The sequence below is a fragment of the Neobacillus camarae genome (assembly GCF_054950115.1).
Window position 1 is genome coordinate 217,990 of sequence record NZ_JBUCKX010000002.1, and the last position, 25,137, is coordinate 243,126.

Sequence of the window (25,137 nt, forward strand, 5' to 3'; positions counted from 1 at the left end):
ACCCTCCTTATCCATTGGACAATCGTTAATGTGTCCAATAAGACGGGATATCATGCGGGGCCGGCAAAATCCAATTAGTTAAATAATTCCATGGGCTACCATATTGTCTGCGACTTTTAGGAAACCGGCGATATTGGCACCGACCACTAGATTGCCTGGATGGCCGTACTCTTCTGCTGCCTTCATACTGGTTTGATAAATGTTTGTCATAATTTGATGTAACTTTTGGTCAACCTCTTCAAAGGTCCAAGCTAGTCGGGCGCTATTTTGGGCCATTTCCAATGCCGATACAGCTACCCCGCCGGCGTTGGCCGCTTTAGCAGGAGCAAACAAAACGTTATTTTTCAGAAAGACTTCAATCGCCTCGAGTGTGGAAGGCATATTGGCTCCCTCTCCAACTGCTTTTACCCCGTTTGCCACCAACAATTCGGCTGCTTGGGTATCAATTTCATTTTGGGTGGCGCATGGCAAGGCGATGTCGCATGGAACCGACCAGATGCCCGAGCAGCCTTCGAAATATTGGGCTTCCGGATGATAGGTGACGTACTCGCTAATTCTCTTGCGCTCTACTTCTTTGATTCTTTTAACTGTTGCTAAATCAATGCCATGTTCATCAATAATATAGCCGTTGGAGTCACTGCAGGCCACCACGGTTGCCCCAAGCTGGGCCGCTTTCTCGATGGCATAAATTGATACATTCCCGGAACCCGAAACGACCACTCTGCTATTTTCAAAGGACAAGCCTTTGGATTTTAGCATCTCTTCGACAAAATAAACAGTTCCGTACCCGGTTGCTTCGGTACGGGTGAGGCTGCCTCCATAACTAAGGCCTTTTCCGGTTAGCACACCTGCTTCAAAGCCGCCGCGAATTCTTTTATACATCCCAAATAGGTAGCCGATTTCTCTGGCCCCTACTCCGATGTCCCCCGCAGGAACATCCACATCGGGTCCGATATGGCGATATAGTTCGGTCATAAAGCTTTGGCAGAACCGCATGATTTCACCGTCGGATTTCCCTTTAGGGTTGAAATCGGAGCCCCCCTTCCCGCCGCCAATAGGCTGGCCGGTTAAGGAGTTTTTAAAAATTTGCTCAAACCCGAGAAACTTGATAATGCTGGCATTAACGGAGGGATGGAGCCTTAAGCCGCCTTTATAGGGTCCAATAGCACTATTGAATTGGACGCGGAATCCGCGGTTTACTTGAACCTTTCCGGAGTCGTCCACCCATGTCACCCGAAAGATAATAAATCGTTCCGGCTCTACAATCCGTTCTAGGATTGCCTGTTGCCGGTAGACAGGATGCTTGTCAAACACAGGGACAAGAGAATCAAAAATCTCTTTAACGGCCTGAAGAAACTCCGGCTCATGGGGATTCCGCTGCTTCACTGTCTCAAACACCTGATTTACATAAAACCTTGCAGACGACTCATCTAATTGCTCATCATAATCAACCAATTGCATAAACTCACCCTCACACTTAATCGAATTTTCAATCTTTTTATTTTATAATTGTATAATATTTAAACCATATTAAGCAATAATGGAGAAAGCCCCTGCCTTAGGTTTCTGTCAGTTTTTGTTGAATGAAAGACTTCCATTTTACAACATTTTTGTTTATATTCGACTTAATCCGATATATAATAAATTAAATTAATATAGTTAAAAAGTCCTGTTATTAGAAAGGTGGCAAACCTTTGATATTTAAATTGTTCTCTGCTTTTGTTTTTTGGTACCCGTTAGTGATGTGCACTCTGTGGATAATTGGCGGGTTATTATTTTATTATCGGCGAGAAAAACAAGGACCGCTTCCTCTATTAGAAACTCCCATGGTCTCCATTTTAGTGCCCTGCTTTAATGAACAAGACACAATTGTTGATACAATTAATCGATTATCTGATTTAAACTACCCGAATTATGAAATCATAGCCATAAATGATGGAAGTGTAGATCGAACATCCAATATTCTTTCAAAACTTTGTATGGAAAATGCTCTTTTAAGGGTTATCGATCTAAAGGAAAACTCAGGAAAGGCAAATGCGCTTCATCTAGGTCTCCTAGCCTCTAAAGGAGAAATACTGGTCTGCGTGGATGCTGATTCTTATTTAGATCGGGATGCACTAAGGTATTTTGTCCCTCATTTTACTACCAAGAAAAATGGTGAACGAGTTGGTGCGGTTACAGGCAATCCGAGAGTCCGGAACCGGAGCTCACTGCTGGCAAAGGTGCAATTGTGCGAATTCTCTAGTATTATTGGTCTGATCAAAAGGTCTCAAAGAATTTTAGGAAAACTAATGACAGTATCAGGTGTGGTGGTTGCCTTTAGGAAAAGGGCTTTATTGGATTGCGGTTTATGGGACAGGGATCTCATTACAGAAGATATCGGAGTGACCTGGAAACTGCAAAAACGATTTTGGGATGTCCGCTATGAGCCGCGCGCTATTTGCTGGATGCTTGTTCCAGAGACGCTAAGCGGATTATGGAAGCAAAGGGTGCGTTGGGCACAGGGGGGCATGGAGGTCATCATTAGGCATTGGGATATATTTTTCGATTGGAGACATAGGCGGCTGCTGCCCATCTATCTTGAGCAAATTACCAGTATCATATGGGCTATTACCTGGTTTGCATTATTGGTAATAAGCCTATTGGATATGGCCATCACCCATAATTTATACTGGCCTTTATTTTGGTCAGGTGCCTATTTATCCGTCCTTTGCCTGATTCAGTTTGGCACAGCCATGTTAATTGAAAGAAAGTATGATCATAATCTATTAAACTACTATTTATGGGCCATCTGGTATCCTAGCTTTTACTGGTATTTTAATGCATTAGTTGTGATACGCGCGTTGCCAAAAGCCATTTTTAAAAGCAAATCAAAAAAATTGGGAGTCTGGGATAGTCCGGACCGAGGTATCAATCTATGAATATAATTGATGGCAGACAAAAGAAACGGTGGAAGGTTGCCGAGATGATGGCTACCATTTTTGGATGGTTAGTGATGATCGGGCTATCTATACAAATATTTACTTCCCTATTGCTATGGGCTTTTAATAGTACTTATATTTACAACGAATTATTTATTTTTGGATCAATTAAGGACACAGTCTTTATCTTTTCTATGACGCTCTTCATATCGGTTGTATCCTTTATCGTCCTGTTTGCCTGGGGAAAATATAATTACCATCGATATGGAAAATTAGACCGGAGAGGCTTTCCAGATCACGTATCTCAAGAAGAACTCGCACAATACTTTCAGTTACCTCCAGTGGAAGTGGAAAAGTATCACTCTGACAAATATATACTAATAGAAAAGAACTTTTTATAACTGACGATACAATCCCCCATAGCTCTGGCATGTGGGGATTTTCTTTTTTTAAAAAAGTAAGAAACTGGCAGAAAAATGAAGTAAAACGAACAAAATGTGTTCTTTATTGTGAATTTTGTGGAAAATTGCCTGTTTTATTATTTTTTACTGTTCAATATAATGAACATATCATTCGAAATAAAACAAAATGAAAGGAGGGAAAAGATGCTTAAAAAGCTTGTACTATCCATTTTCTTACTATACTCCCTTACAACAGGATTTACCGGAGGATTGGTCCATGCCGAAGAAATAAACGGCATTGTGCAGGAAGCAATGCCAAATTCGGTACAAACTCCGAATGATTTGCAAAGTCAAGTTGAAAGCCAGGCATCTCCCAATAATAACGAACAAATAGGAATTGATAATCAATCCGAAGAAGCCCTATCGGAGGACAACCAAGGAAACGCTGCCGAGGAAAGTAGGGACAATACGGATGAAAACGCCCAAAAGGAAACCAATTCCGAAAAGGCCACCAACCAAGATCAATCTACGGATGCCAGTGTAGAGCAAAATCAGAATGTACAAAGTGAAGCAGAGGTAACCCAGGATCAGTTTGCTGACGGGGGAATTTGCCAAGAACAATATGTAAGTGTGCAAGCTTCCTGCCAGGATGATAGTCAAGATAATCAAAATGGCCAGGCTTCACAAAGCCAGGAGACCAGTATTGAAACTGGTCAATTGCAGAATGTCACAGCCCCTGGCCCAACCTCAACAGAGCAGAGTCAGGGCACTGAAATTAATGCCGGACAAACCCAGGAAGTGACACTTTCAGACGATGAAACCCTCTCTCATAGCCAAAGTTCGGACGTTTCAACCGGTCAATCACAGAGCGCTGGTTTTGATGGTGATGGTTTTATTTTTCAACATCAGCTGACAGAAGTGAATCAAAAACTGGATCAAGAAGTGAAGGAAGATGGCGCTGCCAAGGATAAACAGCAAGCCAACATTGACGCTATACAAACCCAGCACATGAGCTCTTCAGGCTCTGCTGCAGCAGAACAAACCCAACAGGCTGAAGTAAAGGGCAGCATTGTGGATGCATTGAAAAGAGCAGTCGATGTGGGCGTGAATGTCACATCCAGAAACTACGTGGAAATCGTCAAGGACTCCGTGAAAAGCATTGTTAAAATCTTTCAGGAAATTAAGGTGAATGACGAAGTTGTCGATGTATTCTCTAATGAGTACACATTAGAAGAATTGGAAAATGGATCCCACCATCAAAAATTTGAAAAGCAATATGATTGGGGAAATCTCATTGTCACTAACTTTGCCAAAGTAAGCTTTAATGAAACGTTGCAGCAGTTTGAGACGACGATGTCGAGTTTCCTTGGTCTCGGGTTCTTAATGGAAAAGGAAACAGAAGGCAAGCCAACGAATGATGGTCCGGTGACACCGCCAGTGGATGGAAATGATGATCCGGTAACACCGCCGCAGGATGGAAACCAAGGCGATGATCCAGTGACGCCTCCAGCTAACGGCAACGAGGACCCTGTAACACCACCGCAAGATGGAAACAGCGGTGAGGGTCCGGCGACACCACCATCTAATGGAAATGAAGGGACTGTAACCCCGCCGCAAAGTGAAACACCGGTGCCAACCGCGAGCCAGCAGCCACAGCCTGTTCTTAATATTGAACATGTGAGCAATCCAACACCGGCGGCAAATACAAATTCCCAAACGGCTTCGGCTAATACGGTAAAAGCCAATACACTGCCAGTAACCGCTTCTAATATTTACAATTACCTTTTAATCGGCAGCTTGATTGCTGCCGGAGGATTAATGTTGCGGTTCAGGCGTACTAAGTCTAACTAGTTTTCTTTCAATGGGCTGTCCAACAAGGGGTCTGGCGCCACGCCAATACCAATATATAGGAAGTTTTTCGAAAAATACCTCTATATATTGCGTTGTGGTTCCAGAGCCCTTTTCCTATTGGAGAGCTCTTTTATCTGAAAAAAAGGAGTTGAATAGGGTTGAAGAACAATATTTTTATAGCGGTATGCATCACCATCACCATCAGCTTGTTGTTTGCCTGGTCGGAGCGCTGGTCTGAGGGACCTAAACAAACACAAAAGGATAACAATACCGACATTATTATTTATCACAAAAAAGATAATTGGGCCAATCAGAGCTGGGTTGTCATTTACGGAGTGGATGGCTCCCAAAGTTATTATGGAACAGAGAAACCTGCCACAACTGATAAGGAGCCCGCCTTAATAGAGAAAGCCAGAGAAACCTTAACCTATACTTGGTTTGGCCTTACCCTATTATTTTTATTTTTAAGTGTTTTTGGCTTGCTCAATAAACTGATACCAATGGAACGCAAAAAGGCAGCAAAACAGCCTGATAGGCCTATTAAAACAAGCATAGGATACCATAACTAAAAGTTTTTTGAGTCCCATTCATTGGGACTTTTTTACTTTGGGATTGTGAAAGGACTTTTTAACTCTGTTGATTGGAGCGGAAGGTGCTTGAATCCGGATCGGGAAGAATTCAGGTGCTCCAGCACTCCTGCGGGTTTGCTAGTTGTCTGGAGCTGGAATCAGCACCCGAATGGAACAGATATCTTTACTAAAAGACCAGAAAAATGAAAAAAAGTAAAAAAGTGAGAAAAACAGAGGAATAACTAAATAAAGAACAATAATTGTTCGTTATTAAGAAATTTTGGCTGATTTTACGGTTTTCCTAATAGTTTCCAGTCATCGTATACTAAGCGTGGGAAGAAAATTTCCAAAAAAAAATCAAGTGGAGGTCATAGAAATTGAAAAATTTCAAAGATGTTAGAAACGTACTCAACATGAAGAAATTCGTCAGTGCAGCGGTCGCAGCAGGAACTATTTTAGGTGCCACTTCCGCATTTGCATCCTACGGATACAACAGCAGCAGCTCCGATGCAACTAAGCAAAATGTTCAATTCCAAAGAGCATTTGGCGGAACTGTTTTCCAATTGCAAGGCGATAGTGACAGTGTCCATCAATTCCAAGGTACACTAGGATATAAAAATCGTCAAAACCAAGACCTCAGCATTACTAAATTCCAAGGCCAAGTTGGCGCTGGTGCGTTAATTGCCCAATTACAAGGTTCAGGAAGTGCTGCTGACCAGTTCCAAGCAGTATCTGGCAAAGCGAATCAACAGGACTCGGCTGCCAGCAATACTGACGTTCAATTACAAGGAGCACTTGGCGTATTAATCGGCCAATTGCAAGGTTCTGCTAACAGCAATGGCCAAGGCCAATCTGCAAGTGGCAGCTACAATAACCAAAAGCAAGATGCTGATAACAGCACAAGCCAAGGTCAAGGCGCTTTGGGCGTATTAATCGGCCAGCTGCAAGGCTCTGCCAATACGAATAACCAAGACCATGCTACCAGCGGCAAAGCAAATACACAAAACCAAGATATTGACAATAATACTAATCAAGGACAAGTTGGAGTCGGTGTCCTAATCGGCCAGCTGCAAGGTTCTTCCAATACAAATACACAAGCTCAAACTTCTGCAGGAGAATACCTTGGCCAAGACCAGGATATCGACAATGATCTTGACCAAACCCAAGTGGCTGTTGGTGCATTGATCCTTCAAGGTCAAGGCTCATCAACTACTTCTACTCAGGGTTCTGAAGCATCCGGCGTTGGCAGTGATGTTAATCAAAGCGTCGATAACGATACAGCTCAATCTCAAGTGGGCGTAGGGGTACTTATTGGACAAAGCCAAGATGCATCTAAGACAGCTGAACAATCTGGCGACGCATCTGGTGTTCATAACGATGTTAACCAAAACGTAGATGCGGATTCTGACCAAACTCAAGTCGGTGCTTCTGGCGCTTCTCAATCCCAGTCTTCTGATGCCTATGCAGGTCAGGGAGCTGCTGCAGCCGGATCTTATAACGATGTCGATCAAGTAGCCGATCAAGGAACAGTTCAAACTCAAACAGGCGGCGCAGGTTCTGACCAATCTCAAGCTGCTGCTAATGGTTCTTTACAATTGGCTGACGCTGCCGGTACGGGTAATGCTGTTGAGCAAGAAGTTGTAACGGATACTACTCAAACTCAAGCCGGTACAGGTGCAACACAAGCTCAAGATTCAGCAAACAGCACAGAGCAATTGGGTGCTTCAAGTGGCACTGGCAATGCTGTTGAGCAAGCTGTAGAAGACACAACAACTCAAGCTCAATCAGGATCAGCTGGCGCTGACCAAGCTCAAGCAGCAGACAATAGTGTGGCTCAAAGTGGGGAAGCTGTCGGAACTGGCAATGCTGTTGCCCAATCAGCTGAAAACACCACAACTCAAGCTCAATCAGCTGCAGGTACAGCAAATCAGTCCCAAGCGGCTTCAACTGATACAACATCTGTTGCAACTGCTGCAGGCACAAACAATACTGCTACTCAAAGTTCTGATAACAACATTGCCCAAACACAAGCTGCCGCAGGTAATGCAAACCAAGCTCAAACAGCTTCCAATACGACATCTCAAAATGCAGCTGCTGTCGGTACGAATATTACTCAAAGCCAATCTTCAAGCTTTACGGTTGTTCAAGGCCAAACCGCAGCTAACTAATAACGATTTAACACTTTCAGCTCCATCTAGTCATATGCTGGATGGGGCTTTTTGTTTAAGTGTTCTCTAATAAGAACAATATTTTCGTAATAAGTATACCACATTTATTTTTGGAGGAGTTGTAGCATGATTAAGAAATCAATCGGATCTTTATTAGCAGTTTCCGCTTTAGGAATTGGACTTTTCAGCACTCAAGCTTTTGCGGCACAGTCGGCTAGTCCTTCACTGTCCCAAACTCAAAATGCCAGCGGTTGGGCAAGCTTTTATCAATTTCAAACGAAAACTGTAAATTCCACATCCGGCCAAGCAGGCAGCTCAGGCGGTTCGGCCCAGGGCCAAGCGGCTGTTGCCAGTGGATCCCAAGTGCAAAGCGGCACTTCAAATGGTTCGGGAACGGCTCAAGCTTCTCAAACCCAGGATACAGCTATTAATGCCAGCCAAACTGGAGCAACGGGAACCCAAACGACTAATGTTGCAGGTTCCAGCGGGCAGTCCACATCAACTACTTCTGCCGGTTATTCGGTTCTAGCCCAGCGGAGCACAGCCGTTACTTTCCAATTTGAAGGCTCTGTTGCTGGAGGACTTTCTGTTCAGAAACAAAAAACACAAGGATACACTAATCAGTTCTCCTCTACTATTCCAAATCCATAAACGGGAAGGTATAATAGGTGGGATCAATACAGGGCCAGTCTCGCATCGGACTGGCCCCTATGCTAATAAAGGGTTGTGTCCAAATGGTACTTCCGAAGAATATAGTCAACGCAGACGGAACATTAAATGATCGACTCGTCATGAAACGGGAGATTCTTTATAAGGGAATGAACGGCAAGTATGTGGAACGCTTCTATTTGACAGAAGCGGAATCCTATATTTTTAAGCCATTAACCAACGAGCAGCAATTTGGCCGGGAATCTTGGGTGAACGAGCACATACTGGCAGGTTTTCCTGCTATTTTTCCAAAAATTCTCGACCAATCTGAGGGAAACCGTCCGGAATTAAGCTGGATGATTCTCGAAGATGTCGGGTCCCTTTCCCACGTGGCGGATGAAGCCGCTATGTTGGCCGTGACCAAACTGATGGCTTGGTGGCACTCCCTACCGGTTGAAACTTTTGTGGACCTTCCGGTAAACGGTCTGAAGCCGCGCATCGAAGATATCATATCGGAAGTCAGGACAGGCAAGGAAGAATGGCTCGATACGTTGCCCAAGTATGGAATGAAGAAAGCGTGGATCCAGTCTATCTTTTCCTTAATTGATAGTTTCATATTTTCAAAGAAACAGGTGCTGTCGCATGGAGATTTGCATGCGGGTAACTTTGCCTTTGCCACCGACGGACGGATGATCGTTTTGGATTGGGAACATGCCCATCTCAATACACCCCATTGGGATTTATACCATGTGTTGGACTTATCTCATCCCCTCTTTCCTAAACAAATGACTGACGGGTTAAGAAGGCGCGTGTTAAATTTATATCTCGATGAAGTCAAGGTTGAGGTGAACCGCGAGGCGTTTATCCGAGAATACTATTTGTTTTCTTCCTTGTTTTCCATGTGGATGCTGGGGTTGATCAAAAAGGACCTTCAGGCCGATGCTGGAATATGGCCAAGGGAACGGTTGGAAAATCAGTTGCAGGAGACGGTTAGGGTACTAAGCCAATGCACTGAGGCCCTCTACTGTTATGAAAAAAACTAACCCAGGCTGGCAGCCCAAGTTAGTTTTTCCGGAATGTTATTGTGCCTTTTGTTCAAACAGCTTGGTAACTTCGATGATGGTTTGGGTGGCTTTAACCATGTTTTCCACGGAAATAAATTCGAATTTCCCGTGGAAGTTTTCGCCGCCGGTAAAAATGTTTGGCGTCGGAAGCCCCATGTAAGATAGCTGGGATCCGTCTGTACCGCCGCGGATTGGCTGGATGATTGGCGTGATGCCTAGGTTCTCCATTGCCTGATGGGCAATATCCACGATTTCTTTCACCGGTTCAATTTTTTCTCGCATGTTGTAATATTGATCTTTTAAATCAAGCTGAATGGTGTCTTGGCCGTATTTTTCGTTCAGCTCATTGACGATGTTTTCAATAGTTGTTTTGCGGTTATTGAAGTTTTCCCTGTTATGGTCACGAATAATATAGTAAAGTTTAGTTTGTTCGACTTCGCCATTGAATGAGATGAGATGGTAGAAGCCTTCATAGTTTTCGGTATACTCCGGCGCTTCTTGTGCGGGCAGTTTGCTATGTAATTCCATGCCGATTTTCATCGAGTTGACCATTTTGTCTTTGGCTGAGCCTGGGTGAATGTTGTTTCCTTTAATGGTGATTTTGGCTGCAGCGGCATTGAAGCTTTCGTATTCCAACTCCCCTAATGGACCCCCGTCCACGGTGTACGCGTATTTGGCGTTGAAGGCTTTGACGTCGAATTTATGCGGTCCTCTGCCAATTTCTTCGTCTGGCGTGAAGGCAACGCGGATTTTTCCATGTTTGATTTCAGGGTGCTGTATCAGGTAGGCCATGGCGGTCATGATTTCGGTGACGCCTGATTTGTCATCGGCTCCCAACAAGGTGGTGCCATCGGTGGTGATTAAGGTATGGCCCTTGTAGTTTTGCAGGTTTGGAAAATCTTTTGGTGACATGACCACTTTTAGTGCCTCGTTTAAAACGATATCCCCGCCATCATAGTTGTCGACGATTTGCGGATTGACGTTTTTGCCGGTAAAGTCGGTGGCGGTGTCAACGTGGGCGAGGAAGCCGATGGTTGGCACGTCTTTATTGGTGTTGGCTGGCAATGTTGCCATCACGTAGCCGTTCTCATCGATAGTCACTTCTGCCATGCCGATTTCTTTGAGTTCGTCGACCAGCATGCGAAGCAATGTCCACTGCCCTTCTGTCGATGGGGTGGTTTCGCTGTTTTCGTCGGACTGGGTCTCGACTTTTGCATAGGAAGTAAATCTTTTGATTAATTCATCCTTCACTGTAGCACACTCCCTGTGTTCTGATTTTTTACATGATTATCATATCACTTTATGGCGATGGCTACACTTTTTAGTGATAAGAATAGGGTAACTGTCGGATGGCGTGCTGCAACTGTCGTATAAGGAGGCGCCACTGTCGTTAGGCGAGCTACTGTCGTTAAGCCAGCAACTGTCGGATAAGCGAGCTCAACTGTCGTATGAGGAGGCGCCACTGTCGGATAGGGCAGTCCAACTGTCGTTAAGCGAGCAACTGTCGGATAGGGCAACTCAACTGTCGTATGAGGAGGCGCCACTGTCGGATAGGAGAGCTCAACTGTCGGATAGAGTAGGCCAACTGTCGTTAAGCGAGTAACTGTCGGATAAGCGAGCTCAACTGTCGTATGAGGAGGCGCCACTGTCGTTAAGAGAGCAACTGTCGGATAGGGCAACTCAACTGTCGTATGAGGAGGCATAAATAAGATATCTATTTAATAATATAAAAACTATCAAAATCCATTATATATTTCAGATGCCTAAACTTCCCTTCTGTTTGCCAATTCATGCTTTGTAAAATACGCTTTGCAACCTGGATATCGCTTATCCCCAAAAACTCCCTGCACTCCCTATTGGTAATACTTCTCTTAATCAGCAAAAACCAATCTAGCAAATTTTTTTCGTGAGCCAACTGGTCATTTGCCCCGCAAAACGGGCAATGCCATGTTCTTGGCAACTTAATCATGCCAATCCTGCCGCATGTAAAACAGCGCGATCCAGGCTTGAAATTGCCTGCCGGTATTCCGTACGTCTCAGAAATGGGTTTCGGAATAAAAGGGCGATGACTGTGAAGAAGCTCCTGTGAAAGCCAGTTGAAGGTTTCAAGATCTAGCTTGTTGTTTTGCCGTGGAATACTTTTAATAAAAGAAGGAATCGAACTGGGGAACAGCACCTTCGTTTTTGCCGGGGCTACAGAGACAATTTGCTTAGGATAAGCCACCACAACAGCCCCATAGATTGGCAGCCTTATGCTGTGGCGTGCGTTCCAATTACGCAGCAATTCACAATTCCGTTCCAATTGGGCGGCTGGACTCTCAAACCCATCCCGCTGGCCATCCTCCCTCGTCCGAATTAACTGTGGAGGATTATCGTGAAACTCCAAAATGCCAGCAATATTTTTTGCCTCCAATACCAGCCCGAACCATGGAGTATAAACATAAGTGTCCATCTGAAAACACTCATCAGAAGAAGGGGATAAATCGTGGAAAATATGATGCTCAAACGGTATGGAGCACTTGCGAAGAGCTTCAGCTACCCTCTCCTCTCCGCCAATCCCGGCCTCCACCGCCGACTGCTTAGCGGCCAAAACCGGAACAAGCGGATGCCCCGCTGCTAACCGGGCTTGTCCGGCCCTCAATCCTTGCAGCTTCAAAGACGGATCTCTTTCTTTTACAGCACAAATAACAACCACCTCCCAAAAATAAGCTTTCACCATGCATCGTAGCACATCCCAACACCCGTTACTATGAAGGGCGAAGCAGTTTCATAATTTTGTAAAATACGCCTATTGACCACTGTGGTCAGCGGAGTTAAAATGTGATTGACCCAGTTGGTCAATAATTAAAAAGGAGGCAACCATCAAGTTGTTTTCAAAATTTTTTAGCCTGGAAGAGGAAAAACAAACCCGAATCATCAACGCAGCCATCAAAGAATTCGCCCAAAACGGATACGATAAAGCATCAACCAATGAAATGGTGAAGGAAGCGGGCATCTCGAAAGGCTTGCTGTTTCATTACTTCCAAAACAAAAAGAAACTTTTTCTGTTTTTATTTGACTATTGCATCCAAATCATTACCGATGAATTTTATAAAAAAATCGACTTAACGGAGACGGACTTTTTTGCAAGAATGCGCCGGTCCGTCATGATCAAAATGGAGCTGCTCAGCCAATATCCGGATATCTTTAAATTTATCGAAGAGGCCATCTTGGATGACTCAAAAGAGATTAAAGCCGACATCGAAAATAAGACCAACCAACTCAATGCAAGCAACTTTGGGAAAATTTATGAAGGCATCGACTTTACCAAATTCAGGGACGACATCGACATTCAAAAAATCTTGAAAATCATCACATGGACGCTTGAAAAATTAAGCAATGAGGAGCTGGCTAAAGCCAAATTAATACCCGGCCATGACATTGACTATTCAAAAATCCAACAGGAAGCCGAAGGTTACTTTGAAGTCTTAACAAAGTTGTTTTATCGATAAGGGAGGCCTTACCCATGAATGTGATTGAAATCAAAAACCTGACCAAAACCTACGGCAAGTCAAGAGGCATCAGCGACATCAGCTTTACCGTCGAGGAAGGGGAAATTTTTGGGTTCATTGGACCGAACGGGGCCGGCAAATCCACCACCATTCGCACCCTGCTATCGCTCATCTACCCGACCAGCGGCAGCGCCGCGATTTTTGGAAAGGATTGCATCCAATTTGCCCAGGAAATAAAGAAGGAAATTGGTTATTTGCCTTCTGAAGTTTTTTACTATGACAATATGAAGGTGAAAGACCTATTAAACTACTCCGCCAGTTTTTATAAAAAAGATTGCCGCAAGAGAATCAAAGAGTTGGCAGAAATCATGGACCTCGACCTCCATAAAAAAATCGATGACCTGTCGTTGGGAAATAAGAAAAAGGTCGGGATCGTCCAGGGGCTGCTTCATGAACCCAAATTGATCATTCTCGACGAGCCGACCAGCGGCCTCGACCCGCTGATGCAGCAGAAATTCTTTGAGCTATTAGAGGCGGAAAATAAAAAAGGTGCGACGATTCTATTTTCCTCGCACATCCTCAGCGAGGTACAGCGCTTGTGCAACCGGGTGGCGATTATTAAAGAAGGAAGAATTGTCGCTGTTGAAAAAATCAGCACATTGCAAGAAAACAACTATAAGAAGTTCAAAATACAGACCAAATCGCCGATTCCACAAGATTATTTCCAACAGGAAGGCGTCAACAATTTGACCATAAGCGGCCATACGACCAGCTTTATGTTCCGCGGCGACCTCAACCACATGATGAAAAAAATTGCCGAACTGGAGATTGCTAACCTGTGGGTGGAGGAACCGGACCTCGAGGAGATTTTCCTGCACTATTACGAAAAGGAGGGGTAAAGAGCCATGAACATCTTCCTTCATGAGCTAAAAGCCTACCGGAAGTCTACCATCATCTGGTCACTTTCGTTAGTCGCGGTCATCATCCTGTTCATGTCCTTTTATAGTTCTTTTTCAAAAGACGCCGAGGAGTTTACTAGACTGCTAGCCAACTATCCGGAAGCCATCAGGCAGGCATTCGGCATCAACCTGGACAATTTCTTTTCAATCATTGGTTTTTACAGCTATCCGCTTAGCTTTATCACCCTGTGTGGCGCGATTCAGGCGATGAATCTCGGAACGGGCATCATCAGCAAGGAGACTCGAGAAAAAACCGCCGATTTTCTGTTAACGAAACCCGTCACCCGCACACGGATTTTAACAGCTAAGCTGCTGGCGGCGCTGGTATCGCTTGTGATCACGTTTGCCGTTTATGCGGCAGCGGCTGGCATCACGGCCTTGCAAGTGCAGACAGAGGATTTTAGCATGAAAACCTTCTTCTTGCTGTCCCTTACCGTGCTGTTTATCCAACTGATTTTTCTGGCCAGAGGAATCATCGTGTCGGTGCTGGTTTCTAAAATAAAGTCTGTCCTGACGGTGTCTTTGGCCACGGTTTTCGGGTTCTACTTTCTAGGCATGTTCAGTGCCACAACCGGTGATGAAGCGAAACGGTACCTATCGCCGTTTAAATACTTTGACAACGCCTATATTATGGAACACGCAGGCTATGAAGCTTCCTATTTGCTGACGGGTTTGGCCATTATCGTGCTGGCCATTGCGGCGAGCTATCTGGTGTATGTCAAAAAAGATATCCATGCGGTTTAGCGGGAGGAACCAACCATGAATATATTTTTAAAAGAATTAAGGTCGCACCGGAAATCGCTGATTTTTTGGTGCATTGGTGTGTTCCTGATGGTGGTGTCCGGCATGGGCAAATATGAGGCGTACTCCTCTTCGGGCCAGTCCATGGATGATTTGCTGGCCGACATGCCGAAGTCATTGGCGGCGGTGCTCGGATTCAATGACTTGGATGTCTCCAAGCCGAGCGGCTACTACGGATTGTTATTTCTCTACTTATTACTGATGGCCACCATCCATGCGGCCATGCTGGGCGCCACGATGATCGCCAAGGAAGAACGCGACAAGACATCGGAGTTTTTATTTGTTAAGCCGGTGTCGCGGACGCGGGTTATCACCGCTAAGCTGTTGGCCGCGTTCGTGAATATTGTCCTCTTCAATCTAGTAACCTATGGGTCTTCCGTTGTCATAATGGGGCGGTATGCCAAAGGCGGGGACATGAACGGCGACATTGGCATCACCATGGCGGGAATGTTTATTTTACAGGTTCTGTTTATGTTAATTGGCTGTGCGATTGCCGCAGTCAAAAGGAAGCCGAAATCGGCGGCGTCCCTTGCCACGGCTATCCTGTTGCTGACGTATGTGTTGTCGGTGGCGATAGATTTGAATGAGGACATCGAGCCCTTAAAATACCTGACCCCGTTCAAATACTTTGAAGCGAAAAATGTCATGTACGGCGGCGGGCTGGATATAGTTTTCGTCACTCTCTCCATCGTAATCACCGCGTCCCTTACAGCCATCACGTATGTGTGTTATCGGAAACGGGATTTAAACATATAAGATAAATGCAAGAAGTGCGGACATTTCCCAAAGACCGGCGGCCCCTGCCCCGGTCTTTTTCTGCCAATAAAAACCCAAGCTTTATTAGTTGTTTATTCGGAACCGACAAACCTATAATACAGATATTCAGAATGGAAACACCGGGGTGAGACAATGGCGTTTTTAAAAAAGTACATCAAAAAATATTGGAAGTCGTTTAGTGTTGCGGTTTTTTTCCTCACAATTGAGGCGGTTTGCGATTTGCTGCAGCCAACCGTCATGGCCCATATTGTCGATAAAGGTGTCGCCAATAAGGATCTGCATTATGTGTTAAAAATGGGCGGTTTGATGCTTGCGGTTACCGCGCTTGGCGCCGTGGCCGCCTCGACGCGGAGCATTACGGCCAGCATTACGTCGCAAGGCTTTGGCACGGACCTGAGAAGCGATTTGTTTAAAAAAATCCAAACCTTATCATTTAAAAATATCGATAAGTTTGAGCGGGCCTCTTTGATTACAAGGCTGACCAACGATGTCACCCAAGTGCAGGTGTTTGTCAACGGACTGATGCGGATTTTCGTGAAGTCGCCGCTGCTCGCGATAGGCGGGCTGATTATGGCTTCAAGGCTGAATCTGCACCTTGCAGTTGTCCTTGCGGTCGTGGTGCCGATTGTTGCCATCATGATCGTCCTCAACATGAAATTTGGTTTCCCGTTATTCTCCAAGGTACAAAATGCCCTGGACCGGGTCAACCTCGTGATGCGGGAATATTTGTCGGGCGTCCGGGTGGTCAAGGCGTTTAACCGGTTTGGGGTTGAGGTGGCGAAGTTTTCCCAAGTGAATGAACAGTTTAAGAATCAATCGATTGCGGCGAGCCGCGTGATGGCGGTATTCAGCCCGACCATCATGCTGACCGTTAATATGGGAATCGTCGCCGTGCTTTGGCTAAGCGGGCTGGGCGTCGAATCAGGCAAGGTTCAAGTGGGGCAAACCATTGCATTTATCAACTATATGACGCAAATCTTGTTCTCCCTGATGATGATTTCCATGGTGTTTAACATGTTTGTCAGAGCCCGTGCATCGGCCGAGAGAATCGGCGAAGTGTTTGCCGAACAGGATGATTTTTCTTGGACAAAAGAAACCCTTCCCTCCACGGCGGAAACCGGAAGAATTGATTTTGAAAATGTCAGCTTTTCCTATGACACGAATGGCGAAGAACCGGTCTTGAAAAAAATCAATTTGACCATCCTGCCTGGGGAAACGGTCGGCATCATCGGCTCGACGGGCTCGGGGAAAAGCTCCTTGGTTAAGCTCATACCCCGGTTTTATGATGTGGTAAGCGGCTCAATTAAAGTCGACGGGGTCGATATCAAGGATGTAAATCCAAAGGCACTCCGGGAAAGGATCGCTTTCGTGCCGCAAAAAAATATCTTGTTCACTGGAACGGTAGCGGAGAATATCCGCTGGGGCAAAGAGGATGCCTCTCTTCCTGAAGTGGAGGCGGCGGCAATGATTGCCTGTGCCGATGAGTTTATTGCCGCTTCTCCGGAAGGCTATGAAACAAATATTGGCCAGGGCGGTGTTAATTTTTCCGGCGGGCAAAAACAGCGGCTGGCGATTGCCCGTGCCTTGGTGAAGAAACCGGAGATTTTGATATTAGATGACAGCACGAGTGCAGTCGACGTGGCCACGGAAGCAAAAATGAAGCACGGATTAAAAACCTATGCCAGCGGAATAACCTGTATCCTGATTGCCCAGCGGATCACTTCGATGATGGATGCGGATAAAATTGTCGTCTTGGACCATGGGGAGATTGCCGGCGTCGGGACACATGAACAATTAATGAAGGAATGTACAGTCTATCAGGAAATCTATCGTTCGCAAATGGGCAAGGAGGTGGTCTAAATGGCAAATGGAACAGCGCAGAGAAACAATCCCCCAGGGCCGCCGCCGCTCCGTCCTGGCGGGCCCCATCAGCGCGGGCCGGTGGTCAAACCCAAGAATTTCAAAGGCACGCTGAAGCGGTTATGGAATTATTTTGGCAAAGAGCGAAAAATGCTGTCCATCGTCTTTGTATTTATCGTCATTGACGCGGTCCTCGTACTCATGAATCCCTATTTGATTGGTAAGGCGATTGACGCAATGAGCCCCACGAAAGGGTCGGTCAATTTCAGCTTTTTGGAGATCATGATGATCGTGTTGGTCAGCGCCTATGCGTCAAGTGCTGTCCTCAACTTTTTGCAGGGCTGGCTGATGGCCGGTGTCGCCCAGCGGATTGTTAAGGAACTAAGAGATTCCCTGTTTAAAAAGCTGCAGCGGCTGCCGGTGGCCTTTTTCGATGCCCGGGCACACGGCGAATTGATGAGCCGGCTGTCGAATGATGTGGATAACGTCAGCAGCACAATTTCCCAATCAACCACCCAGCTGATGTCCGGGCTGATTGGGATTGTCGGCTCACTTGTCATGATGCTGGTGCTAAGTCCTATTTTAACGGTAGCCAGCTTAATCACCGTCCCGCTTGTCTATTTGCTGACCCGGACGATTGCGAAGCGGACCAGTGTCTTGTTTAAAAACCAGCAAGTCCAGCTGGGAAAATTGAACGGGCAAATCGAAGAAACAATCTCCGGAATCGAAGTGGTCAAGGCCTTTAACCATGAGGACAAGGTGATTGAAGAATTTGAAGAGGTCAACACCAAGCTGCGCGAGGTCGGCCTCAAGGCACAAATTTGGTCGGGGTTTTTGATGCCAATCATGAATGTCATCGGCAACCTTGGCTTTACAATAGTGGCCATAGTCGGCGGTGTGCTCGCGGTCAAGAGCCTGATTACGGTCGGGGCAATTGCCAGCTTCATCACCTATTCGCGGCAGTTTGTCCGCCCGCTCAACGATCTTGCGAATATTTTTAATATCCTTCAGTCCGGTGTGGCCGGTGCCGAGCGGGTGTTTGAGGTGATGGATGAGCAGGAGGAACCGGATGACGCGAAAGGTGCGGTACGGCTTGAGAATCCGCAAGGCAACGTCGTGTTTGACCACGTCAGCTTTGGATACCGGCCGGATGTGAAGATTTTAAAAGATGTCAGCTTTGAAGTGAAGGCGGGCACCAGTATTGCCTTGGTTGGCCCGACTGGTGCGGGAAAAACCACTGTGGTGAATCTTCTGACCCGGTTTTATGATGTGACGGAAGGCAGCATCCAGTTGGATGGCCGCGATATTCGCGATTATACGAGAGACAGCCTGCGGCGCTGTTTCGGGTTTGTGCTTCAGGATACGTACTTGTTCACCGGCTCGATTAAAGAAAATATTAAGTACGGGAAACCAGATGCAACGGACAAGGAAATTGTGGCGGCGGCGAGAATGGCCGGGGCAGACGCGTTTATCCGACGGCTTCCCCGCCAATATGAAACCTTGTTATCAGAAAATGGCGGGAACTTAAGCCAAGGGGAGCGCCAGCTGTTGGCGATTACCAGGGTCATCCTGGCAAAACCGGCTTTGTTAATTCTCGATGAGGCCACCAGCAGTATTGATACCCGGACTGAGCTCCATATTCAAAAGGCATTGCTTGCGCTGATGGAAAATCGCACCAGCTTTATTATTGCCCACCGGTTAAACACGATCCGCGACGCCGATGTCATTATGGTGATCGATCACGGCGAGGTCATCGAAGCCGGCAACCATGAGCAGCTGATGGCCAAACAGGGAAGATATTATCAGATGTTTTCCAGCCAGTTCAAAAATACCGAAACAGCCAGTTGAAAAAGTTTGGCCACTGACAGAGCGCAGTGGCCATTTTTGTTTTTTTTTACATTTTTAGTAAGGTGTCCTATTTCCTGATAAAGGGGTTATTTTCCTGATTTATTGAGGATTTTTACCGATATATTTAAAATTTTCCCGATATCCTCTAAATTTTCACCGATATCCTCGTTTTCTCGGAAAAACCAGAAGTTGTTCGCGGAACTCCTTTTTTAATGACAACTGTCAAGACACCTGTTAAACTAGTCCGTAGATTGTTTTTTCCTAGTGAACTCTTTTTTGGGGAATGCTAAAAATATCATTTTGAAAAAAATGGGGGAATGAAGATGAGCGGGACGAAACAGGCTGCAGGCGGCCAAGTCTGGGGACGAAAGAAGGACAGATCGGGAACTGCCTCCAATCGAAAATTATTGGGTATCGCCGGTATGGGCTGGATGTTTGATGCCATGGACGTCGGGATGCTGTCGTTTATTCTCGCGGCATTGCAGGCCGAGTGGCAGCTGACCCCGGGGCAGATGGGCTGGATTGGGAGCGTCAACTCCATCGGGATGGCCGCCGGGGCGTTTATTTTTGGAATCATGGCTGATAAGGTCGGGCGCAAACAGGTCTTTATCATGACGTTATTACTATTCTCATTGGCAAGCGGGGCTAGTGCCTTTACCACCACGTTCACTGCCTTTATCATACTAAGGTTTCTCATCGGCATGGGCTTGGGCGGGGAACTGCCAGTTGCCTCGACGCTGGTGTCGGAAAGTGTCCCTGCTGAAAAGCGGGGCCGGACGGTCGTTCTTCTGGAGAGCTTTTGGGCCGGCGGCTGGCTGGCAGCGGCTGTGATTTCGTATTATATTATTCCGAGGTATGGCTGGCAGCCGGCGCTGATCATTAGTGCGCTCCCTGCCCTGTACGGATTGTATTTACGTATCGGCCTGCCGGACTCCCCGAAATATAATGAAATTCAGGACCGGCAGAAGCCAACAGTCCTTCAAAGCCTAAAGGATTTATGGTCCAAGGGCCATGCCCGGCAAACGGCCGTGTTGTGGATTGTCTGGTTTTGTGTTGTATTCTCTTACTACGGAATGTTTTTATGGCTGCCGAGTGTGATGGTGATGAAAGGCTTCAGTTTAATCAAAAGCTTTCAATATGTGTTAATCATGACGCTGGCCCAGCTGCCGGGTTATTTTACCGCCGCTTGGTTCATTGAAAAAATCGGCCGGAAATTCGTATTAGGGGCTTATCTGATTGGGACAGCCGTGAGCGCCTATTTCTTTGGAACGGCCGACTCGCTTGCTCTGTTGATGGCAGCCGGCATCTTGCTGTCATTTTTTAACCTCGGAGCTTGGGGCGGTTTGTACGCCTACACGCCGGAACAATATCCGACATCCATCAGGGCAACCGGGACTGGCATGGCAGCCGCAATTGGCCGGCTTGGCGGGGTGCTGGGGCCCTTGCTGGCCGGGTATTTTGTGGCCCGAGATCTATCCGTGACCATGATTTTTACGATCTTCTGCGTATCGGTCCTGATTGGCGCTTTTACTGTCCTGTTTTTGGGAAAAGAAACGAAAAACCAAGAATTAGCATAATTATTGACGGAATGGGATTCCCTGTAGAGGGGATCTCTTTTTTTTATCGTAAAAAAGTGAATGATATCCAAACAAAGTTTTTTATGGGAAAAATTATCTTTCAGGCAGGTGATGGCTTTTGTGCTTTATTGGATTAACACTTTAAAGATGTTAAATATAATAATATTCATTATTTTCAAAATTATTTTAAAAAAACAAATATTATGACTGGACGAACGGCCTATTATTATGTACAATGTTTTCAGAATATTATATCTTTTAAGACAACTAGGGATTATAACTTGGGAAAATTTTAATAAAAACAGGGGGTAAAAACATGCGAAAGAGAAAATTAGCTGGTATTTTCATGTCGCTTATGGTAGCGGCAGGCGTGATTGCCGGCTGCAGTTCATCGAGTTCAGGTGGCAGCGGCGGTGACAGTGATGGCGGCGGTGAGATCAAGATTGGGGCCAACCTGGAATTGTCCGGTGGTGTGGCATCCTATGGTCAGTCAATTAAAGAAGGTATTGATTTGGCACTCGAGGAAATCAACAAAGATGGCGGCGTGGACGGCAAAAAGCTAAAGCTTGTAACGTTTGATAACAAATCAGAGGCTCCGGAAGCCATTAACGGCGCAACCAAGCTGATCAGCCAGGATAAAGTGGTAGCCATTATCGGTTCAGCGACGAGTGGAAATACGAAAGCACAGGTTGAAATTGCCCAAAGTAATAACATTCCAATTATTACACCGACTGGGACAGCGGAAGATGTGACGGTGAAGGGCGGAAAGTTGAACGACTATGTATTCCGTACTTGCTTCATTGACCCATTCCAGGGTACAGTTGCTGCCCAGTTCGCTGCCAAGGATTTAAAGGTAAAGACAGCGGCTATCTTTATTGACAGCTCCAGTGATTATTCAAAAGGGTTAGCGGACTCCTTTAAAGAGAAATTCGCGAAAGAAGGCGGCAAGGTCGTATCCGAAGAAGCCTATGTGGCTAAGGATACTGACTTCCACTCCCAGTTAACGAATATCAAAGGAAAAAACCCTGATTTCGTGTTTATTCCTGGCTATTATGAAGAAGTGGGACTGATTGTTAAACAAGCCCGTGAAGTCGGCCTGGATGTTCCGTTAATGGGTGCGGACGGCTGGGATTCCCCAACATTGGTTGACCTTGCCGGAAAAGATGCGCTCAACAATACATTCATCACCAACCACTATTCTTCAGGTGATGATGACCAAAAGGTACAAGATTTCGTAAAAGCCTTTAAAGCCAAATACAAAGATAAGTCTCCAGACGCATTCAACGCATTAGGATATGATACCGCTTATTTCTTATCGGATGCGATTAAGCGTGCCGGCTCAAGCGATCCTAAGAAAATCCAAAAAGCGCTTGCTGAAACAGATGGCCTTGAATTGATTACTGGATCTATGAAGCTTGATAAAAATCATAATCCAATCAAAGCTGCCGTTATTCTTGGATACGAAAACGGAGAACAAAAGTTTAAAGCAAAGGTTAATCCTTAATAGAATACTAGTTGAATAGGGAGAGTGCATTCTCCCTATTCGTTTTTAAAGTCCTTTCTAAGGAGTGTTTTGCAAATGGAACAATTTATTCAGCAGCTGGTCAACGGTATTTCCTTGGGGAGTATTTATGCGTTGATTGCCCTTGGCTATACGATGGTATACGGGATCGTCAAATTGATTAACTTCGCCCATGGGGACGTGTTCATGGTCGGTGCATTTATTGGTTTTTATTCCATTACTATTTTACATTTGGGAATTTTCCCAGCTTTGTTGATTTCCATGGTAGCCTGCGCCATCTTTGGGGTTTTGATTGAGCGGATCGCCTACAAACCGCTGAGGAACGCGACCCGGATTGCCGCCCTGATCACGGCGATAGGGGTTTCGCTATTCATCGAATACGGAACGATTTATATCCGTGGTGCGCAGCCGGAAGCCTACCCTAACGATGCTGTTCCATTAAAAAGCGTCGACCTTTTCGGTGTGAAAATCAGCGGGCAATCGATCCTGATTTTAGCCGTATCAATTATCTTAATGGTCATCCTGCAGTTCGTCGTTCATAAAACCAAGATCGGCAAAGCCATGCGTGCTGTATCCCATGATATGGATGCCGCGAGACTGATGGGCATCAATGTCAACAACACGATTTCCGCCACCTTTGCCATTGGTTCCGCTCTTGCGGGGGCCGCCGGTGTCATTTTTGGCATGTATTATACAAAAATCGAACCGCTTATGGGGATTATCCCAGGCTTGAAGGCATTTGTTGCTGCCGTTCTGGGCGGCATCGGCATTATTCCCGGGGCGATGGCCGGCGGACTGTTATTGGGTGTCATTGAGGCCCTCGTCAGTGCGGTCGGCGGTTCCCTTTGGCGGGATGCCGTCGCCTTCATTGTTCTCATCTTGATTTTGATTTTCCGCCCTGCCGGCCTATTTGGCAAAAATGTCAGGGAAAAGGTGTAGGGGGCGAGAGATATGGCGAAGAGTGTGAAAAAAGTAAAAGGTTTCTGGGGCACGATGGTGTTGGTTATCCTATTGTCTGTCGTCATCCAATTTCTCATCAACGGGGGCACGTTAAACCCGTTTTATGTGAATACCTTATATTCAATCGGTATTAATATCATCCTTGCGGCCAGCCTGCATTTGATTATTGGGATTACTGGCCAGTTTTCCATTGGCCATGCTGGCTTTCTGGCCGTCGGTGCCTATGTTTCGGCCATCGTGACCATGAAATTGGCGTTGCCATTCCCAATAGCCATTGTGGCCGCAGGGTTGGCCGCAGCGGTTGCCGGTTTGATCATCGGGATTCCGACATTGCGGCTGCGCGGCGACTATTTGGCCATTGCCACGCTGGGTTTTGGCGAGATTGTCCGGATTGCCTTTTTAAATATTGAATATGTCGGCGGTGCCAGCGGGATGACGGTGTCCCACCTGATATCCTGGCCGGTGTTGGCTGCCTGCGTGCTGATTACCATCGTCGTGATTGTCAATTTTACCAACTCCACCCACGGCCGCGCCTGCTTGGCAATCCGCGAGAATGAGATTGCGGCGGACGCGATGGGGATTAATACTACTTATTATAAAGTCATGGCGTTTGCCATTGGCGCCTTTTTTGCCGGTGTGGCCGGTGCCCTGCATGCCCATAACTTTTATATTATCCAGCCGGTTAACTTTGGCTTTTTAAAATCATTTGATATCTTGATTTTTGTGGTGCTCGGCGGGCTGGGAAGCATGTCAGGCTCCGTTATTGCTGCCATTTTATTAACGATTATCTCCACCTTCTTGTCCAGTTACCCAGAGGTGCGGATGGTCATTTACAGCCTTGTGCTGATAGTAATGATGCTGTTCCGACCGCAGGGACTAATGGGGACCAAGGAGATTACCGCATTCTTTAAGGCAGGCCGCACGGCAAAAGGAGGCATGCAAGATGACAAACACACCGTTGCTTAAAGTGGACCATGCCGGAATCCGGTTTGGAGGTTTAAAGGCTGTGTCCGAAGTGAATATGGAGCTGAAAGAAGGCGAATTGGTCGGGCTGATTGGGCCAAACGGTGCTGGGAAAACGACCTTTTTCAACTTGTTGACGGGCGTGTATGTGCCGACAGAAGGCAGCATTCTCCTCGATGGAAAAAAACTGAACGGCCTTGCCCCCTATAAAATCACGAAAAAGGGCATCAGCCGGACGTTTCAAAACATCCGGTTGTTTAGCGATTTGTCGGTGCTGGATAATGTGAAAGTTGCCTATCACTCGCTGGCAAGGCATTCGATTGCAAGTTCGATTCTAAGGCTCCCCTCCCATTTCTCGGGGGAGAAAGAAATGGAACAAAAGGCGATTGAGTTTTTAAAAATCTTTAAGCTTGATGGCGTGATGCATGAGCAGGCCAAAAACCTGCCGTACGGCCAACAGCGCCGCCTGGAAATCGCCCGCGCTTTGGCCGCAAACCCGAGGCTCTTGCTTCTTGATGAACCGGCGGCGGGGATGAATCCACAGGAAACGGAAGAGCTGATGAATCTGATCGCGTTAATCCGTGAAAAATTCTCGCTGACGATTTTGCTGATTGAGCATGATATGAATCTGGTAATGGGAGTTTGCGAGCGGATATATGTACTGGACCATGGCCAATTGATTGCCGACGGCACACCGGAGGTAATCAGAAACAATCCAAAAGTTATTGAGGCGTATCTCGGCGAGGAGGTATCATAA

The 25,137-nt window shown here is 46.1% G+C and carries 22 protein-coding genes; 18 read left to right on the forward strand and 4 right to left on the reverse strand.

Annotated features, from left to right (window positions below):
- Positions 1 to 78 precede the first annotated feature (78 nt).
- Positions 79 to 1,461: an NADP-specific glutamate dehydrogenase gene (gene gdhA, locus ACY8D0_RS08785; protein ID WP_462410138.1), complete on the reverse strand. Its 1,383-nt coding sequence runs from the start codon at positions 1,459 to 1,461 to the stop codon at positions 79 to 81.
- A 233-nt stretch (positions 1,462 to 1,694) separates the two neighbouring features.
- Between gdhA and pgaC the strand changes: the two genes are divergently transcribed.
- The 7 genes from pgaC (at position 1,695) to ACY8D0_RS08820 (ending at position 9,601) form a co-directional block, all read left to right on the forward strand.
- On the forward strand, positions 1,695 to 2,921 hold the full coding sequence (gene pgaC / locus ACY8D0_RS08790) for a poly-beta-1,6-N-acetyl-D-glucosamine synthase (protein ID WP_462410139.1): 1,227 nt from the start codon (positions 1,695 to 1,697) through the stop codon (positions 2,919 to 2,921).
- Positions 2,918 to 3,322, forward strand: a complete 405-nt coding sequence (gene pgaD, locus ACY8D0_RS08795; RefSeq protein ID WP_462410140.1) for a poly-beta-1,6-N-acetyl-D-glucosamine biosynthesis protein PgaD — start codon at positions 2,918 to 2,920, stop codon at positions 3,320 to 3,322. The genes pgaC and pgaD overlap by 4 nt, the downstream gene beginning before the upstream one ends.
- A 204-nt stretch (positions 3,323 to 3,526) precedes the next feature.
- Positions 3,527 to 5,173, forward strand: coding sequence for a hypothetical protein (locus ACY8D0_RS08800; RefSeq protein WP_462410141.1), 1,647 nt, complete (start codon positions 3,527 to 3,529; stop codon positions 5,171 to 5,173).
- A 158-nt stretch (positions 5,174 to 5,331) separates the two neighbouring features.
- A complete protein-coding gene (locus ACY8D0_RS08805; protein WP_462410142.1) occupies positions 5,332 to 5,742 on the forward strand; it encodes a hypothetical protein in 411 nt (136 codons plus the stop codon).
- A 377-nt stretch (positions 5,743 to 6,119) separates the two neighbouring features.
- Positions 6,120 to 7,910, forward strand: a complete 1,791-nt coding sequence (locus ACY8D0_RS08810) for a beta strand repeat-containing protein (RefSeq protein WP_462410143.1) — start codon at positions 6,120 to 6,122, stop codon at positions 7,908 to 7,910.
- A 126-nt stretch (positions 7,911 to 8,036) separates the two neighbouring features.
- The gene (locus ACY8D0_RS08815) at positions 8,037 to 8,561 is read left to right on the forward strand and encodes a hypothetical protein (protein ID WP_462410144.1); all 525 of its coding nucleotides are present in this window, start codon (positions 8,037 to 8,039) and stop codon (positions 8,559 to 8,561) included.
- 83 nt (positions 8,562 to 8,644) lie between these two features.
- Positions 8,645 to 9,601, forward strand: a complete 957-nt coding sequence (locus ACY8D0_RS08820) for a phosphotransferase family protein (RefSeq protein ID WP_462410145.1) — start codon at positions 8,645 to 8,647, stop codon at positions 9,599 to 9,601.
- 36 nt (positions 9,602 to 9,637) lie between these two features.
- Here the strand turns inward: ACY8D0_RS08820 and pepT are convergent, their stop codons facing one another.
- Genes pepT through ACY8D0_RS08835 form a run of 3 tightly spaced genes read right to left on the reverse strand, consistent with a single transcriptional unit; the run spans position 9,638 to position 12,341 of the window.
- Positions 9,638 to 10,873 carry a peptidase T gene (pepT, locus tag ACY8D0_RS08825; protein ID WP_462410146.1) on the reverse strand — a complete coding sequence of 412 codons (1,236 nt, stop codon included), beginning with the start codon at positions 10,871 to 10,873 and terminating at the stop codon, positions 9,638 to 9,640.
- 44 nt (positions 10,874 to 10,917) lie between these two features.
- Positions 10,918 to 11,325, reverse strand: coding sequence for a hypothetical protein (locus tag ACY8D0_RS08830; protein WP_462410147.1), 408 nt, complete (start codon positions 11,323 to 11,325; stop codon positions 10,918 to 10,920).
- 11 nt (positions 11,326 to 11,336) lie between these two features.
- Positions 11,337 to 12,341 (reverse strand): nuclease-related domain-containing protein, encoded by a 1,005-nt coding sequence (locus ACY8D0_RS08835; RefSeq protein ID WP_462410148.1) that lies wholly within the window; start codon positions 12,339 to 12,341, stop codon positions 11,337 to 11,339.
- 148 nt (positions 12,342 to 12,489) lie between these two features.
- Here ACY8D0_RS08835 and ACY8D0_RS08840 point away from each other — a divergent pair, with 148 nt between their 5' ends.
- The 11 genes from ACY8D0_RS08840 to ACY8D0_RS08890 all read left to right on the forward strand — a co-directional run bounded on the left by ACY8D0_RS08840 (position 12,490) and on the right by ACY8D0_RS08890 (position 25,137).
- The gene (locus ACY8D0_RS08840) at positions 12,490 to 13,113 is read left to right on the forward strand and encodes a TetR/AcrR family transcriptional regulator (RefSeq protein WP_462410149.1); all 624 of its coding nucleotides are present in this window, start codon (positions 12,490 to 12,492) and stop codon (positions 13,111 to 13,113) included.
- A gap of 14 nt (positions 13,114 to 13,127) precedes the next feature.
- A complete protein-coding gene (locus tag ACY8D0_RS08845; RefSeq protein ID WP_462410150.1) occupies positions 13,128 to 14,012 on the forward strand; it encodes an ABC transporter ATP-binding protein in 885 nt (294 codons plus the stop codon).
- A 6-nt stretch (positions 14,013 to 14,018) separates the two neighbouring features.
- Positions 14,019 to 14,816 carry an ABC transporter permease subunit gene (locus ACY8D0_RS08850; protein ID WP_462410151.1) on the forward strand — a complete coding sequence of 266 codons (798 nt, stop codon included), beginning with the start codon at positions 14,019 to 14,021 and terminating at the stop codon, positions 14,814 to 14,816.
- A gap of 15 nt (positions 14,817 to 14,831) precedes the next feature.
- Positions 14,832 to 15,629 (forward strand): DUF2705 family protein, encoded by a 798-nt coding sequence (locus ACY8D0_RS08855; RefSeq protein WP_462410152.1) that lies wholly within the window; start codon positions 14,832 to 14,834, stop codon positions 15,627 to 15,629.
- Between the two features lie 153 nt (positions 15,630 to 15,782).
- Positions 15,783 to 17,510 (forward strand): ABC transporter ATP-binding protein, encoded by a 1,728-nt coding sequence (locus ACY8D0_RS08860; RefSeq protein ID WP_462410153.1) that lies wholly within the window; start codon positions 15,783 to 15,785, stop codon positions 17,508 to 17,510.
- A complete protein-coding gene (locus ACY8D0_RS08865) occupies positions 17,511 to 19,358 on the forward strand; it encodes an ABC transporter ATP-binding protein (protein ID WP_462410154.1) in 1,848 nt (615 codons plus the stop codon). It abuts the gene before it with no gap.
- A gap of 422 nt (positions 19,359 to 19,780) precedes the next feature.
- Complete coding sequence (locus tag ACY8D0_RS08870) at positions 19,781 to 20,935, forward strand: MFS transporter (protein ID WP_462411329.1); 1,155 nt, start codon at positions 19,781 to 19,783, stop codon at positions 20,933 to 20,935.
- 316 nt (positions 20,936 to 21,251) lie between these two features.
- Positions 21,252 to 22,439: an ABC transporter substrate-binding protein gene (locus ACY8D0_RS08875; RefSeq protein ID WP_462410155.1), complete on the forward strand. Its 1,188-nt coding sequence runs from the start codon at positions 21,252 to 21,254 to the stop codon at positions 22,437 to 22,439.
- A gap of 75 nt (positions 22,440 to 22,514) precedes the next feature.
- The gene (locus ACY8D0_RS08880; protein ID WP_462410156.1) at positions 22,515 to 23,396 is read left to right on the forward strand and encodes a branched-chain amino acid ABC transporter permease; all 882 of its coding nucleotides are present in this window, start codon (positions 22,515 to 22,517) and stop codon (positions 23,394 to 23,396) included.
- A gap of 12 nt (positions 23,397 to 23,408) precedes the next feature.
- Positions 23,409 to 24,383 carry a branched-chain amino acid ABC transporter permease gene (locus tag ACY8D0_RS08885; RefSeq protein ID WP_462410157.1) on the forward strand — a complete coding sequence of 325 codons (975 nt, stop codon included), beginning with the start codon at positions 23,409 to 23,411 and terminating at the stop codon, positions 24,381 to 24,383.
- Positions 24,361 to 25,137, forward strand: coding sequence for an ABC transporter ATP-binding protein (locus tag ACY8D0_RS08890; RefSeq protein ID WP_462410158.1), 777 nt, complete (start codon positions 24,361 to 24,363; stop codon positions 25,135 to 25,137). Before ACY8D0_RS08885 ends, ACY8D0_RS08890 begins: the two co-directional genes overlap by 23 nt.